This window comes from Mesorhizobium tianshanense, from assembly GCF_007830515.1.
GTDB classification, from domain to species: Bacteria; Pseudomonadota; Alphaproteobacteria; order Rhizobiales; family Rhizobiaceae; genus Mesorhizobium; species Mesorhizobium tianshanense.
Genome location: NZ_VLKT01000015.1, coordinates 125,164 through 140,519, shown reverse-complemented (window position 1 = coordinate 140,519; position 15,356 = coordinate 125,164). Strand labels below are relative to the sequence as shown.

Annotated in this window: 13 protein-coding genes, 2 tRNA genes and 1 pseudogene; 2 read left to right on the top strand and 14 right to left on the bottom strand. The window is 61.0% G+C overall.

The features are described 5' to 3' along the window. Window positions 1–321, top strand: a pseudogene (locus tag IQ26_RS14255) (helix-turn-helix domain-containing protein); the annotation flags it as partial. Here IQ26_RS14255 and istA read toward each other — a convergent pair. The 14 genes from istA to IQ26_RS14185 form a co-directional block, all read right to left on the bottom strand. Further along, window positions 316–1,074: an IS21 family transposase gene (istA, locus tag IQ26_RS14250; protein WP_240547117.1), complete on the bottom strand. Its 759-nt coding sequence runs from the start codon at window positions 1,072–1,074 to the stop codon at window positions 316–318. The pseudogene IQ26_RS14255 and the gene istA overlap by 6 nt on opposite strands. A 178-nt stretch (window positions 1,075–1,252) precedes the next feature. Continuing rightward, window positions 1,253–2,098, bottom strand: coding sequence for a hypothetical protein (locus tag IQ26_RS14245; protein ID WP_145718188.1), 846 nt, complete (start codon window positions 2,096–2,098; stop codon window positions 1,253–1,255). Then, the gene (locus tag IQ26_RS14240) at window positions 2,098–6,876 is read right to left on the bottom strand and encodes an AAA domain-containing protein (protein ID WP_145718186.1); all 4,779 of its coding nucleotides are present in this window, start codon (window positions 6,874–6,876) and stop codon (window positions 2,098–2,100) included. Before IQ26_RS14240 ends, IQ26_RS14245 begins: the two co-directional genes overlap by 1 nt. Window positions 6,877–7,480: 604 nt before the next feature. Further along, entirely contained in the window at window positions 7,481–8,791 is a 1,311-nt protein-coding gene (locus IQ26_RS14235; protein WP_145718213.1) for a tyrosine-type recombinase/integrase, read from the bottom strand. Between the two features lie 212 nt (window positions 8,792–9,003). After that, window positions 9,004–9,079: transfer RNA gene (locus IQ26_RS14230), tRNA-Phe, on the bottom strand. 185 nt (window positions 9,080–9,264) lie between these two features. Then, window positions 9,265–9,462 carry a DNA gyrase inhibitor YacG gene (yacG, locus tag IQ26_RS14225; protein WP_145718184.1) on the bottom strand — a complete coding sequence of 66 codons (198 nt, stop codon included), beginning with the start codon at window positions 9,460–9,462 and terminating at the stop codon, window positions 9,265–9,267. A 13-nt stretch (window positions 9,463–9,475) separates the two neighbouring features. Next, window positions 9,476–10,102 (bottom strand): Maf-like protein, encoded by a 627-nt coding sequence (locus IQ26_RS14220; protein ID WP_145718182.1) that lies wholly within the window; start codon window positions 10,100–10,102, stop codon window positions 9,476–9,478. A 27-nt stretch (window positions 10,103–10,129) separates the two neighbouring features. After that, entirely contained in the window at window positions 10,130–10,348 is a 219-nt protein-coding gene (infA, locus tag IQ26_RS14215; RefSeq protein WP_006200926.1) for a translation initiation factor IF-1, read from the bottom strand. Between the two features lie 88 nt (window positions 10,349–10,436). Continuing rightward, window positions 10,437–10,904 (bottom strand): arsenate-mycothiol transferase ArsC, encoded by a 468-nt coding sequence (locus IQ26_RS14210; protein WP_276316423.1) that lies wholly within the window; start codon window positions 10,902–10,904, stop codon window positions 10,437–10,439. Between the two features lies 1 nt (window position 10,905). Next, window positions 10,906–11,391, bottom strand: a complete 486-nt coding sequence (locus IQ26_RS14205; RefSeq protein WP_145718177.1) for a UPF0262 family protein — start codon at window positions 11,389–11,391, stop codon at window positions 10,906–10,908. Window positions 11,392–11,397: 6 nt separating this feature from the next. Continuing rightward, the gene (gene hisD, locus IQ26_RS14200) at window positions 11,398–12,690 is read right to left on the bottom strand and encodes a histidinol dehydrogenase (RefSeq protein ID WP_145718175.1); all 1,293 of its coding nucleotides are present in this window, start codon (window positions 12,688–12,690) and stop codon (window positions 11,398–11,400) included. A gap of 10 nt (window positions 12,691–12,700) precedes the next feature. Then, a complete protein-coding gene (locus tag IQ26_RS14195) occupies window positions 12,701–13,132 on the bottom strand; it encodes a DUF2948 family protein (protein ID WP_145718173.1) in 432 nt (143 codons plus the stop codon). 190 nt (window positions 13,133–13,322) lie between these two features. Beyond that, a complete protein-coding gene (gene murA / locus IQ26_RS14190; protein WP_145718171.1) occupies window positions 13,323–14,615 on the bottom strand; it encodes a UDP-N-acetylglucosamine 1-carboxyvinyltransferase in 1,293 nt (430 codons plus the stop codon). A gap of 131 nt (window positions 14,616–14,746) precedes the next feature. Then, a complete protein-coding gene (locus tag IQ26_RS14185) occupies window positions 14,747–14,941 on the bottom strand; it encodes a hypothetical protein (protein ID WP_145718169.1) in 195 nt (64 codons plus the stop codon). Between the two features lie 247 nt (window positions 14,942–15,188). On the opposite strand from IQ26_RS14185, the gene IQ26_RS14180 reads away from it, so the two are divergent. Continuing rightward, window positions 15,189–15,263, top strand: a tRNA-Thr gene (locus IQ26_RS14180). The last annotated feature ends 93 nt before the right edge of the window (window positions 15,264–15,356 follow it).

Below are 15,356 nucleotides of genomic sequence, written 5' to 3'. Positions count from 1 at the left end.
TGGGACGGCAAGCCGTTCAATCTCAAGAAAATCGCTTTCATCCGCAGAACTTATAACCTGCCCGGTCGTCGCCAGCGCCTGCGCGATTGTGGTATGCTCACCACCCAGGAAGTGGCCGAACGCTTCGAGATCGCCGAGACCACCGTGCATCAATGGGGACGTCAGGGGCTCATCACCAAAGTCTACAGCGACAATCTCAGCCGGGGTCTGTGGGATATTCCTTCCCACCTCGAGATCATCAAAGGTCGCCCAGGCTGTAACGCTAATCCCGCCCGCCCTGCCTCCATTACCGTGCCATCAGCCGAACAGGACGCACTATGAAACCTTCGCCTTGTCCTTCGGCCGTCGCGGCCGGGCCGGAAGAACGCCGACGCCATAATGGGATGCCATCATGCCGTAGCTGCGATTGATCTCGGGATCGTAGAAGCTGGCGCGGCTGACGCCCGACTTCAGATTGTCGGGGACGATCAGGCGGGGAACGCCGTCCAAGAAACGAAACATCCTGACGTGTGAACCAATCCAATCAGGCAGTGTCTGGGTCCAAGTTGCTTCGGCATAGGTGAAGCTGGACGCACCCAGCACTGCCACGAAGATCTCCGCCTCACGGATCTCGCCGGTGTCTCGATCAACGATCGGGATCTTCTTGCCGGAATAGTCGACGAAGACCTTGTCGCCGGCGGCGTGTTCCTGGCGCATCGTCGGGGAAAGCCGCTGTTCGAAGCTGCGAAAGAGCTCGCAGAACCGGCTGTAGCCATATCCGTCGGGATGACTTCCTCGATACTCCTCCCACAAGATGAGGAGCGTGACGCCCGGCTTCTTGAGCTCGACGGCGAGATGGGCCCAGTTCGGCTCTGTGCGCCGCCGCGTGCCCTGCTTGACGCCATTACGAGCGAAGAGTTTGTTCTCAAGCGCGTCATCGGTCAGCTCGCTTGGCAGGGGCCAGCTCAACCCGATTGCCGCTGCGCGCCGCAGATTATCCTGCACCGTACTGCGTGCTATTCCCAGCACGACCGCAATCTCGCGGGAGCTGGTCCCGCTTCCGGCAAGCCGAAGCATCTGTCTCAACTGTCTCATGGTCAGCCTTCTCTTTGCCGGCATCAAAATGTCCTCGTTCATCGCGAGGTAATTGATGCCAAAGTTGCTGACCCAGGAGGTAATCTTCAGTGCCGAAAAGTGGCCGGTCTTTGGTTGGAACGGTGGCCGGCTTCATACCGGAATGGTGACCGGTGTTTGATCGGAATGGCGGCCGGCTTCACGTCGGAATCCGCACGCCAGTCGCTGTTGACGGCGACTTCAGAACTTCGCGATCCCATTCTGCTGTGACATCAGCAGCGGCGAGATGGTCTCCTGGCGCTGTGATGCCTCGCATGACATTGCTGAGCGCGTCGACGAGCTTCTCCCGGGATCCTCTCCTCCCGCGGTCGCGCAGCCTACTGAAATCCGGCTCGATCTGCTCTCCGATGGATGGGACATAGCTCACAGGCACCGTCACTGGCACCAGCGCCCGCCCTAGAGGCGTCACCTCGTCTATGGTCTGCAACCTTGCAGTGGATGCATCTGTCCCCTTAAACCTGCGCTCCCGCCATTCCCCGAAATTCGACCGAAATCCATCCCTGCCAGCTTCTGTCGCTGCGGCAGCCTTGGGCTTGTCCGGAATTTCGATATCGGACAACCAAGGCATGCGTGCCCCTCCAGTTCTTGCAGGAGCGAAGGAGATCAGGTCGAGCGACAATGTCTCTCCGAAGGGTTCGATCTTGAGCATCGACAATTCGCCGGTGGCGGGATTGAAGCTATCTTCCCCTCGTTGCGACAGCCGCACCCGGTCAGACGACAGAACGATGTATCCATCGAGCAGGAGCTCTTGAACGAGTGCCCGCGTTTCGCGCTCGGAGAAGCCGAAGAACCTCCCAATTTCGGCGGGTGGCATTTCGCCGACGTCGCGCAGCAGCCTCAATGCGAATTCCGTGGCGAGACTGAAATAGCCTCCCTTGAGAAGAGTGCCCTCGATCCGAAAGGTACGCGCTGGAACCAAGAAGGTCAGACCGTCAATCGGGATGACCGTATCCTGGGGCATAAAGCTTATGCGTTCACCTGCCATCACGCGGCCTCCAATTTCGCGGCCTGGCTAGACATCACTCGCCCTTCCGACTCTATGTGCGCGAGTACATCGGAGAGCTTGCTAGACGACTTGCGGAACATGGCGGTCGCCCCAACGAGGATAAGGCGGTCCATCGCGCGCGAAACGGCAACGTTGATCCGGTTCTCAGTATTCAGAAAGCCGATCTGACCCCTTTCGTTGCTTCGCACCAGCGAAACGATGACGATGCGGTTTTCCTTGCCCTGATAGCTGTCCACGGTGTCAACCTTGATCAGCGCGCGCAACTCGTGTGGGATCGTCGATGTTGCGAGCATGTCCTGGATTAGGTCGCGCTGTGGCGCATACATGCTGATTACGCCGACGAGCGGCTCACCATCCTTAAGCCTGCTGATTGCCTGTTCCAGGAAATCGCGACAGCCACACAGTGTCTCGAGCAAACCTACGATGGCCTGCGCTTCGGCCGGATTGTGGTAGCTCGTGCCCCTCTTCACTTCACCCGGCCCTGAGGGTGCGCCCGTGTCTATCCATGTAAATTGATGGTCGAACGGAGAGGGAAGCTGATCATAATGCGCCTCGGGTTCTCCGCGCTCTGTCGTAAGGCCCATCTCGGGATAGAACACTTTAGAAACAAGCTTCCCAATAGCCGGAGCCATGCGGTATTGCCGTTTCAATGTCGCGCTCACGTGCATGCCATATGCGGAGCCGAATGCTCTCTCGAAATCGCTCCGCATGATATCGGCTTCGTCAAGGATGCCGGTAGCAAGCGCCAGATGACGAACGACATCCTTCTCCAGAGTAGGCGGAAGCTGCTTGTGGTCGCCGACTAGAAGGATGCGATTTGCGGACTGCATCGCTACCGCAAGCTCGCTCGAAGTTGCTCGCGCGGACTCGTCGATGACAACCAGGTCGTAGGTCTTCTCGGTCAACCGCAGTTTAGGGTTGCCGATTCCGACGCAGGTACCACAGACGAGCCGTCGGCTACCGGCGAAGAACTCCTCAAGCGTCCTGCTGCGGGTTCGAAGCGTATTAGTCCATTGCCGGGCTGTCACATGGACCGCCCGCAGGCGCCGAACGGCCTCTAAATCCCGAACATTGTGTGTCTCCAGCAGGAGGTTTTCCGCAAGGGAGCCGATCTCTTCCGACGTGGCGGAGGCATCGACAGCCTCAAGTCCAAACCGACGCAACTGGGCATTCAAGGCGTCCTCAAGCGATCCTATCCGCTGCTCCAGCGCGGCCTCGTCGTTTGGAGCTACTTTGAGATTGCGAAGCCGGGCGATCTGGCGCGCCACCTCGATGGGACCTTCTTGAATTTCGAAAAAGTCGGCCGCAAACGCACGTGGCAAGCCTAACCTTCTCCCCACCATGGAGAGCCTTTCCTTGGCTTCGGCATCAAACCGGGCCAAGTACAGGTCTTGGATCGCGTTCACGTGAGATCGGCGCAACGGATCAGAGATTTTATCTGGATCGTTCGACACCCTAAGCAGGTCGAGGTCGTGGCCTTCTTCACGCATCAGGGCCTGGATGCGCTCTGCCGCCGTGTTCACCCCCTCATGGGACTGGGACACGAGGAGCACGTTGCGGCAGCCGCCCTTTGTCAGGGCGTAGTGGACAAAGGCTCCGATGAACTTGGTTTTCCCCGTGCCGGGTGGCCCCTGAAGGAGTCCCACGGGGCCAGTGGTCCAGAGTCGGTTGAATGCTGCGACTTGGTCTGGGTTAAGGCCGTACTGTTCAAGATCGGTCTCGCCCGCCGATGGAGCCATTTTTTCGGGCTGCGCCTTCGAGGACGGATCGAAATATGTCACCAGGTTCCTGATCGGAGTTTCGCCGCGGAGGATTCGATTTACCGCTTGTGCCCGGCGACGCAGGCTCTCAGCGTTCTGGCTGCCCTGCAGGATCAATGTATCGCCGAGTTTCAGTGGGCGCTTGCTGCCTCTGGGCCGGAACGCGAGACTCCCTGGACTGGTGTGCTCAGTGACGACAACTCCGACGCGGGACTCGTTGTAAAACAACATGTCGCCGTCCTCGATTCCGTCGAGAGATGCATCGCTGTCGTGCGGTACGATCAAGACGTCATGGAGGCTGTCAGCGTAAACGTCATCGATCAGGGTCAAGGCCGGACGAAGGCTTTCCTCTACCTTGATCTGCTCCTGCCAGAACAAGACCGTCGGGAACGGCAACGGCTTTGCGGGGGCTGCCAGGGCTTTACTCGGCGGGGCGATCGGAACGGCTGGTTCAAGCGGGACTTCCGAAGTCTCGACCGAGTCTGAAAGCCAACCTGTTTCGGCAACGCGGGCAAGGAGCAAATCGAGTCCTTCGTCGACACTGACCATCCGAGCCTCATAGGCCTCGATGCTGCCTTGGAAGCTGAAGGCCTTCCTGCTAGCTGCCCACGCAAGCGTCTGGCTTTTCGCCTCCACCTGCCGCGCCGATTTTACGGTTCTTGTTGCCTTGTCGAGCCCGAGTATAAGCTGACAGTCAAACCCGACGACGCTGATTTCCTCCTTCTGCTCGTCCAGGACAACGTGAAAACAACCGTCGTCTGCTAACATCGGCCCAGGCGCGCCACACCGCGGCAATCCGAAGGTGATCTTAATCTGGTTCGCTGAGATCGCATCTTCGCGCGATAGCGCATTTGCAACCGGGCGCAGGCTCGCCCAAGGGATGTCCTGCGCACGGCAGTCGTCGAGCGCCTTGCTTACTGCAGCGAGGAGTTCGGTTGGCAGGCCGCTTATCCGGCCCGCCAATTCGGCGGCGATCACTCCGACGGCGAAGCGATCTCTGATGTATGGATCAGCGTTGTTGGTGGGAGGGGCATAAGCGAGAGTTATTCGTTCGCCGGCTGCCTCGGTCGAGTAATCCAGGAAGTCGATAACCCGAGCTTCCAACCCTTCGTCCGTCTCGGCAACCAGGATATTCTTTGGGGAAAGGTCTCCATGCGGCAGGCGCAAGTCATGGACTTCCTCAATCAACTGGATGAGTCCAAGAAGGAAGCTGCGTAACGTCCCTGGGGACCATCCCGTGACATCCGCTTGGTCAAGAGGCTTTCCTTCCAGGTAGTCTTGGAGCACGAAAAGCCCGTCGTGGCAGAGGCAAGCGACGCGGACCCGTGGGAGGCGGCCACTTGCTGCTGACCGTAAACGCGCTGCACGGCCGAAAAACTCCAGAAGTCTAGCTGCGTTCTTGGATCTGTCGCCAAGCAGGCGTTCGGGCCAGTTCTTGACAAGCAGGGTTTCGCCCTCATGGTCAGTGATGTAAATTCTCGCCCTGGCGCGATCGATCATCCGTATCACCGGAAAATCCAGCGTCGGATCGATGTCAGCCTCGTAAGCCCTCAGGTCCATGACCTCGGTCTGGGAGGCGCCGGAGCCGGCAAGCGCGGACAAGAGACCGTCGTGGGCCTCCATGCCGTCAGCGAACCGCGCAGCCGGATCCCACTCGAGGCAGCGGCCAACCCACTCGGCTAGTCCTTCAGGAATACACGCGCGGTCCTCGGGAGAAACTGAGGACCAGTCTGGGATGCCGTCATTCTCCGGTAACTGCGCACCACTCAAAATTGACCAAGCGGCGGCGCCGAGGAGAAATACGTCGTGACAGTACGCGGACCCGGCATCTACAACGCCGATATCCTCGGGTAGCTTCAGAGCCGCGCCGCTCAGCTTGGCCCTGAGTTGTCCCGCTGAGCGGCGATCAGGAAACCGTGCCGCGCCGAAACTTGAAAGCACGACGCGGAGCCGACCGGGATCGATCCAGATGGAGTGCCCGCCAAGGTCCCGGTGAGCGATCTCGGCCCTATGGAGTCCGGCCACATAGCCAGACAGCATCTTCACGAGATCAATTCCGTCGGACAGGTCTAGGTCCTGCCCCTTGTCGTTTAGGAACCGGGACAGCCTCTGTAGGTGCCGATCTCGGTCAAACAGTTCCCAATACCGGGTGCCAACCTCCGTGTCTCGTGCGCGTGACCGCAAGGTGACTGCCGCCAGGTCGGGATCGAGATCCGCGAGCCTCATGAGGACCGCGCGTTCGCGTTCTACGAGCTCCCTGCGCTCTGGGCCGTGCCGCAACTCGTCATCTTGCTCGAAGTCCCAGATCCGGAGAAGAGCGGTCGCGTTGTGCTCCTCGATGTCGCGGGCAAGATACTCGGCGTAAAGGGTGGAAGTGAACTCAGGTTTCCCCACCGCCTCGTAGGAAGTGAATCGGGTCTTGCGGGGCTCGAATATCCGGCCCGGACTGAAGAATTTAGTGACGGTGCCTTTGTTCTGACCCGCATTGAGCGGGTTGCTCTCGTGATTGGACCAGCTGCCAAATGTCGCTCGATATCGTTTGGGCTCGTGAACACGTAGGAAGTCGCCCAATCGCATGACCGCTTGGCGATCATTGCCTAGCTGCGATGCATCGCAGTTTGGATGTGTCAGAACCACAAGTCCTTCTACTCTAGGCTTGCCGAGTCTGAAGGATTCCGCCTCAAACACGTTGAGGAGAAGGAACACGTTGTCCCGCATCTTCACCACAGGGGACTTCTCACGGCGCTCCCCATTCTGGTGCCAAAAACCGTCTACGAGCTCAAGTTTCCCTGCCCAATGCTTGAGATCGACAAGGATGATCCTGTCGTGGGTCACGATGATAAGGTCGACCTCGCGTTCATAGCGAGCCTTCGTCGGATGTCGGATTGTGACATTGGCGAAGCCCAGCCAGTCAGCAGGCAGAGCGCGTTCGATCTCCTGAAGGGCCGGGATTTCTGTAGGCAGAGGCCCGTCTACAGTGAACGCTTTTATTTTCACGATGAGTCTCGAGATTGATTGGGTTGGTTGGCAATAGAAGAGCGCAGCAAATGGTAAGCCATTTGATGTGCCCGGCGCAAACACGCGGTTGCCGAGCTGGACGCGACCTGTGGGTATTACGGCAGCCACTATGCTGCTTTGGGGCGCCGATCTAATCCTACGATGCGACCATCAGGCGACTTGGTCGCGCTCCGGCCTCGTAGCCGAAGCTAAAGGTCTGCCAACGCTCAAACTTGCCCCGAACGAGTCGCGGGTGTGACGCTGGTCGAGCTTCTGGTGAGGACTGGTTTGGTAACCTCCAAAAGCGAGGCGCGACGAGCGGTCGGCGGCAGGGGTGTGCGCTTCAAGCTGACGGGCAGCATTCGGCCCCAAATCAGCCGCGCTCATACCCTGGACAAAATGCATTCATTGACCCTCATTGTTATAAAACAGAGACACTGCTCGCATGGAAACTAGTCCTCGTCTTGGTCATTAGGTTCGCCAGACCTACGAGAGAATACGAAGGAAATGGGGTGGCGAACCATCCGGTAACGTATTGATTTTATGTAGAAAACGGTCATCCTGACCTGCTATTTAGTCGTTTAGTTTCGGCATTTTTTGAACCTCAGTATGATCTTCGGAGGTTGGAGATTCCTCTCGGCGTTTGGTGAACCGTCGATCTTGGGTTCAAAGTGGACCCTCGCGATGGCGTACGGACGGCGGACTTGCCGCAGCCCCCGATTGAGATCACCCGCGCGTTTTTTCTCTCGAGTTCATCCAGATAGTCGGCCCACCATTGCATCATCTTGACGCGCTCATCCCAGTGCTCTGCCCGGGCGTAGGCGCGCCGAACGTCGTTGTTCTCAATGTGGGCCAGTTGCCGCTCTATGGCGTCCGGGTGCCACTTTCCGCATTCGTTTAGCAGAGTTGATGCCGTTGCTCGAAAGCCGTGCGCGGTAGCTTCTTCCTTGCCGTAACCCATACGGCGCAGCGCGGCGTTTAGCGTGTTGTCGGAAATCGGACGCGAACCTGATCGAACACTAGGAAACAGCAGCGACCCACCACCAGAAATTTCTCTAAGTGAGGTCAGGAGGCTAACAGCCTGCCTTGAAAGGGGTACGCGGTGCGGCCGTCGCATTTTCATGCGCGCTTCAGGGATGATCCACACCGAGCTTTCGAAATCGAACTCGCCCCATTCGGCTGCGCGCAGCTCGCCGGGGCGGGGAAACAGCAGCGCCATCAGCATCAGGGCCGCTCGGGTTGTAGGCTGTCCGTCAAATGCACCGATCGCCCTCAGCAAGCCTCCCAAGGCATTAGGATCGGTAATCGCGGCGCGCGGCGTGACCGTCGGACTGATGAGTGCGCCTCTCAAGGCGAACGTCGGATCTGTCTCAGCGCGTGCGGTCGCGATTGCATATCGAAACACGCTCCCGATGGTGGAGCGAAGTCGCCTGGCCGACTCATATCGACCGCGAACCTCCACGCGACGGAGGGCGGTAAGGATTGAGGCCGGATCGATCTCCCGAATGCACTTGTCGCCGATTGACGGATAGGCAAAGTCGAGCAGCCATTTGACCTTGCTGATCGTCCGGTCCGCTCGTCCTTCTTTCTTCAGCTTGTCAAGATATTCGTCTGCGATTGAGCGAAAGGTGTCCTTTGCCGAATCGGTCTTTCGCAAGCTGCGTTCCTGTGCGGGGTCGATGCCAGACAGCAGTTGACGTTTAGCGTCATCGCGGGCTTGGCGTGCCTCGGCTAGGGAAATGAGAGGATAGCTGCCTAGCGCCAGAAGCTTCTGCTTGCCTTCAAATCGATAGGCGAGGCGCCACAGGCGGGACCCGGTGGGCTGCACCCAAAGCTGGAGCCCACCACCGTCAGATAGTTTAACGAGCTTGGAGGCGGGTCTGGCATTTCGGCATTTTACGTCGGATAGGGCCATTGATGGGACCTCACTTTGGCTTTTTGATACCAACAGGATGCCCAATACCAACGGAAATACCATCCCGGCGGCCCGTTGGACCAAGTGCGCCCAGATCTCCATGAAACGCGCCTAGCCACGCCATTCTCTACAAAAAGATCAGCGATTTCAGAGATTTGCAGAAACAGAAGCGTAGAAGCTTCGGCGAAAGGGAGTGCGGGGAGAAGAGGGGCTGGTGCCCAGAGGCGGATTCGAACCACCGACACGCGGATTTTCAGTCCGCTGCTCTACCAACTGAGCTATCTGGGCCTGTTCCGGCAGGCGGGCAGTTCCGCACACCGGATTTCACGAAAGCGCCGCAGGCGCCCCTTGAAAGCGCGTGGGTTATAGCACGGGAATTCGGCCTGTCCAGCGCTTAAGCGCTGATTTCAAGCGGAAACGAGCAGCTGCCCGACAGGCTGATTCATGGGACTCGGTCGAGGTGCCGAACGGCCTCATTTGGGAGCGTCGTTGTCCGCTTCGTCCTCGTCGTCGCGGCCCGGAATGACATAGGCGCCTTTGAGCCAGCGGTTGAGGTCGATGTCCTTGCAGCGCACCGAGCAGAATGGATAGGTCTCGCGCGCCGACGGCTTGCCGCATTCGGGGCAGGGCCGTTTGGGGCGCAGCGGCGTGACCTTGTCGTCCGAGCTCATGGTTGCCCAGTATTCATGGCCGAGCTGACAGCCAGTTGGCGTGCACCTTGAACCCCTCGCCGGTCAGCAGCGCCACCGTCTCGTAGAGCGGCAGGCCGACGACGTTGGTGTAGGAGCCGACAAGCTTGACGACGAAGGCGCCGGCGAGGCCCTGGACGGCGTAGCCGCCGGCCTTGCCGCGCCATTCTCCCGAGGCCACATAGGCATCGATCTCGGCGCGCGGCAGCCGCTTGAAACGCACCCTGGTCTCGACCAGCCGCTGTCGCAGCTTGCCGCCAGGCGTGATCAGGCAGATGCCGGAATAGACCCGGTGCGAACGGCCGGACAGCAGGCCGAGGCAATTGGCGACGTCGTCGAGCGTTTCGGCCTTGGGCAGGATGCGCCGGCCAACGGCGACCACCGTGTCGGCGGCCAGCACGAAGCTGGGCGCATAGTCGTCCTCGGTTTGCAGTGACGCCAGTGCCCTTTCGGCCTTTTCCTTCGACAGGCGCTTGGCCAGCGAGCGCGGATGCTCGGCGCGCATCGGCGTCTCGTCGACACCGGCCGGCAGCACGCGGTCCGGCTCGATGCCGGCCTGCTGCAGGAGTTCGATCCGGCGCGGCGAACCCGAGGCAAGCACGAGCTTCTGCAAACTGCTCATCGCGATTCCGGCCGGGCTCTGACGATCTTACTTGAAACGGTAGGTGATGCGGCCCTTGGTCAGGTCGTAGGGTGTCATCTCGACCAGAACCTTGTCGCCGGTCAGCACGCGGATGCGGTTCTTGCGCATGCGGCCGGCCGTATGGGCGATGATCTCGTGTTCGTTTTCAAGCTTCACCCTGAACATCGCGTTGGGCAGCAATTCCGTGACGACACCCGGAAACTCGAGGACTTCTTCCTTCGGCATTCGATACCTTTGCTTGGATGGGGATTCCCAGCGCCCCGGCCGGAATTTGGGCGGAACCTATATGATAATCGTCCGCTTGTGAACATGCTTAATCAGTGCCGTTTTTTGCTTCCGGCGCTGCAAAACGGCCGCCGATCCGCGCCTTCAGCCGTTCGCGCACCTCGCGATAGGCGGCTATGATCTGCTCCCGCGTGCCGCCGACATCAGTTGGATCCGGCATCGGCCAGTATTCGACGTCGACGGCGAGCGAGCGGGTGAACTCGAGCGCGGTGTGATGGGCTTCCGGCGACAGCGTGACGATCAGGTCGAAATAGTCGTCCTCGAGATCGTCCAGCGTCCTCGGGTGACGCTCGCCCAGCGACAGGCCTTCCTCGGCCAGCACGGCGTCGACGAACGGGTCGCGTTCGCCGCCGCGCACCCCGGCCGACGCCACGAAAGTGGTCGCCGGAAGCATCTGGCGTGCCAGCATCTCGGCCATCGGCGAGCGCACGGCGTTCATGCCGCACACAAACAGGATTGAGCGGGGCAGGATCGAGTGGGGCAGAGGGGCAGGCAGTTCAGCCTCTCCAGTGCAGCACGCAAACCAGCGTGAACAGCCGGCGCGCCGTGTCGAAATCGATGTCGATCTTGCCGGCCAGCCGGTCCATCAATGTCTGTGAGCCATCATTGTGCAGGCCGCGCCGGCCCATGTCGATCGCCTCGATCTGGCTGGGCGTCGAGGTACGGATGGCCTCGTAATAGCTTTCGCAGATCATGTAGTAGTCCTTGACGATGCGCCTGAGCGGAGTCAGCGACAGGATGTGGGTGACCACGGCGGCACCATCCTCGCGCGTCACCGCAAAGACCAGACGGGATTCGGCCAGCGACAGTTTCAGCCGGTAGGGCCCGGCGCCGTCGTCATTGACCGGCTGGAAGTGGTTCTCCTCGATCAGGTCGAAGATCGCCACCGCCCGTTCGTGCTCGACATCGGGCGTCGAACGGCCGATCGATTCGTCGAGTTCGACATCGATCAGCCTGGCATGGGTTCGATCGTAGTCCGACATGTCAGTCTACATGTTCAGCCGTATGGCGACGGAGCGTCCATGCGCGTCGAGGCCTTCCGCCTTGGCCAGCGCGATGGCCGCCGGCGCCAGCGCCCGCAGCTGCTCCGGCCCGAGTTTCAGGATCGAGGTGCGCTTGACGAAATCGAGCACCGAAAGCCCGGACGAGAAGCGCGCCGAGCGCGCCGTCGGCAGCACGTGGTTGGAGCCCCCGACATAGTCGCCGATGGCCTCCGGCGTGTGGCGGCCGAGAAAGACGGCACCGGCGTTGCGCATCCGCGCCAGGAAGGCTTCCGGCTCGTCGATGGCAAGCTCGACATGTTCGGCGGCGATGCGATCGACCAGTGGCAGTGCGGCCTCGATTCGGGGAACGAGGATGACGGCGCCGAAGTCGCGCCAGCTCGCCGCCGCCGTCTCGGCGCGCGGCAGGCCGAGCAACTGGCGTTCGACCGCCTGTTCGACCGCTTCGCCGAAGCTGGCGTCGTCGGTGATCAGGATCGACTGCGCCGACACGTCATGCTCGGCCTGGGCAAGCAGGTCGGCGGCGATCCAGTCGGGATCGTTGCTGCCGTCGGCCACGACAAGCACTTCCGAAGGCCCGGCGATCATGTCGATGCCGACCGTGCCGAACACCTGGCGCTTGGCCGCCGCGACATAGGCATTGCCGGGGCCGACGATCTTGGCGACGGGCTTTATCGTCTCGGTTCCATAGGCGAGCGCCGCGATCGCCTGCGCGCCGCCGACGCGGTAGATCTCGGATATGCCGGTCAGATCCGCCGCCACCAGCACCAGTGGATTGATGACGCCGCCGGGCGCGGGCACCGCCATGACGATGCGCTCGACGCCGGCGACCTTGGCCGGCACTGCGCTCATCAGCACCGAGCTCGGATAGCTCGCCGTGCCGCCCGGCACATAGAGCCCGACCGCCTCTATCGCCGTCCAGCGCGAGCCGAGCTCGACGCCGGCGGCGTCCGTATAGCGGTCGTCCTTCGGCCGCTGCCGCTCGTGATGGGAACGGATGCGGTCGCGGGCGAATTTTAGCGCCTCGATGGTTTGCGGGTCGGCGGCGTCGTAGGCTTTGGCGATGTCGTCCTGCGAGACGGCCATGCCGAGGCCTTTCAGATCGGCCTGTTCGAATTTCTGCGTGTAGTCGATGAGCGCCGCGTCGCCCTCGGCGCGCACCCGCGCGATGATCGCGCGCACCACGGCGTCGACATCGGCCGAGGCCTCCCGCTTGGTCAAAAGGAACGCGGCAAAACGCTGCTCGAAATCGGCGTCGGACAGACGAAGGGTGATGGCCATCTTGTGCTGCTCAGGCTCTATGGAAGGGGCGCGACGTCGCTTCCCAGGCGCCGCCAATGTCGGCGAGCCGCGCCTCGATGCATTCGACATCGAGCATGATCGCGCCGCCGCCTGAAAAGATCAGCTCGACGATACCGGCGGGCTTGTCGAGCGCGACGAAGCTGATCGCCAGCAGGGACAGGACCTCATCAGGCTTGTCGCGGGCAATGCCGCTGGTCTTGGCGCCCAGAACCCGGTCGAAATGCAGCACGCTTTGCCGCCGCTCATTGTGCTGGCGGAACAGGCCGGATTTCGCTTCCCAGACGAAACGGTTCATGGTCAGCACGAAGCGCTTGGTCGCCGGCACGTATTCGAGGTCGCCGACCTTCAGCACGGCGTCCTGGACATGGGCCGAGACGATGCTCAGATCCTGATCGTCGAGCGCGACAAGCTTGAGAGCCATGCGGATTTCACACCTGAAGGTTGATTATTCAGCCTTCTGTTAGAGCATGATCCCGAAAAGTGGAAACCGGTTTTCGGAAAAGATCATGCTCAAGCAGGAATCTAGAGTATGGTCTCGATTGAAATCGAGATCATACTCCAGGCGGTCTTTCCGGCTGGCGCAACCGACGCGAAAGCCACGCGGAAGCGCTTCATCCCGAAATCCGCTCGATCACCGCGCCGCAGCCGGACAGCTTTTCTTCCAGCCGCTCGAAGCCGCGGTCGAGATGGTAGACCCGGTTGACCGTGGTCTCGCCTTCGGCCGCCAGGCCGGCGATGACCAGCGATACCGAGGCGCGAAGGTCGGTTGCCATGACCGGCGCGCCCTTCAGCTTCGGCACGCCGTCGACGATCGCCGTCTGCCCGGACAGCGTGATGTGGGCGCCGAGCCGGGCGAGCTCCTGGACGTGCATGAAGCGGTTTTCGAAGATCGTCTCGGTGATGCGCGACTTGCCCTTGGCCATCGTCATCAGGCCCATGAACTGCGCCTGCAGGTCGGTCGGGAATGCCGGGAACGGCGCCGTCGCCACGTCGACCGGCGCAATGCCGGCGCCGTTGCGCCTGACGCGGATGCCGGAATTGGTCGGCGTGATCTCCGCACCCGTCTGGGCAATCACGTCGAGCGCCGTCTGCAACAGGTCGGCCCGCGCGCCTTCGAGCATGACGTCGCCGCCGGTCATGGCTACGGCCATCGCATAGGTGCCGGTCTCGATGCGGTCGGGTATCACCCGGACGCGGGCGCCCGACAGCGCCTCGACGCCGTCGATGGTGATGGTAGAGGTGCCGGCGCCGTAAATCTTCGCCCCCATCGCGTTGAGGCAATCGGCAAGGTTGACGATCTCGGGCTCGCGGGCGGCGTTTTCGAGCACCGTCTCGCCCTTGGCCAGCGATGCGGCCATCATCAGCACATGGGTGGCGCCGACCGATACTTTCGGGAAGACGTAGCGGTTGCCGACAAGCCGGCCGTTCCTGGTCTTGGCGATGACATAGCCGGTGTCGACGTCGATATCGGCGCCCAGCGCCTGAAGGCCCTCCAGGAAAAGATCGACCGGGCGCGTGCCGATGGCGCAGCCGCCCGGCAGCGACACCTTGGCCTCGCCCATGCGGGCAAGCAGCGGGCCGATCACCCAGAATGAGGCGCGCATCTTCGACACCAGCTCGTAGGGTGCCGTGGTGTCGACGATGTTGCGGGCCGAAAAAGTGATGGTGCGCGAATAGCCCTCTTGCTGCTTTTCGCGGCGGCCGTTGACCGAATAGTCGACGCCATGGTTGCCGAGGATGCGGATCAGCTGCTCGACATCGGCCAGGTGCGGCACGTTTTCCAGCGTCAGCGTGTCGTCGGTCAACAGCGAGGCGATCATCAGCGGCAGCGCGGCATTCTTCGCGCCCGAGATCGGGATGCTTCCGGCAAGCTTGTTGCCGCCGACAATTCTGATGCGATCCATTTGAAGAGCGTCCCCTCGGCCGAAAGGCCGGTTTTCAATCGGTTGAGTCTGTTGTGGCCCATCTAGACCATTGGCCGGCTTGGTTCAAGAAACACGATTCCCACGCCCTGGGCCAAGCCTGTTGATATAGGTCACTCCTTTTGCGTTTCCCTTAAGGCACCGAGCCCGTCCGGCCGCTGGTCGGCCCCGCCGGTGCGCCGCGAGCGCGACTGCGCCTTGCGCTTCTGCAGATTGGCGCGCAATTGCTCGGCGAGCCTGGCCTTGCGGTCGGCAGCGCCCCTTTTCGATGGTTCCCCCTTGTCAGGCGAAATTGTCTTGTCGTTCATGGTTCTCGTCCCGGCTGGCGATTAGAGCGACGTGCGTCCGCTTGGACGCACAAAGTACGCTCTAACCTTTCTATCTACGCATCGTGCTTTCCGAAAATCGATTCCGATTTTCGGGCCGATGCGCCAGCCCGTTCTCAAGGGATAGCCAACATTGTGGCGCTGCCATGTCCGCAAAACCGTCTGGCATAGGCTTTCACACACGGCTTGCGCTTGCCGGTTCGATATGGCAGAAGCCCCGCCATCGGCGGCTGCGGTAGCTCAGTGGTAGAGCACTCCCTTGGTAAGGGAGAGGTCGAGAGTTCAATCCTCTCTCGCAGCACCAGCTGATCCCATTTAATTCGCTGAAGTTCTCTGTTCTGACGATGAGCCGCCTGGGAGCGAGACGTTTGGCCGTGTGCTCGTGCCCCGACGAGGA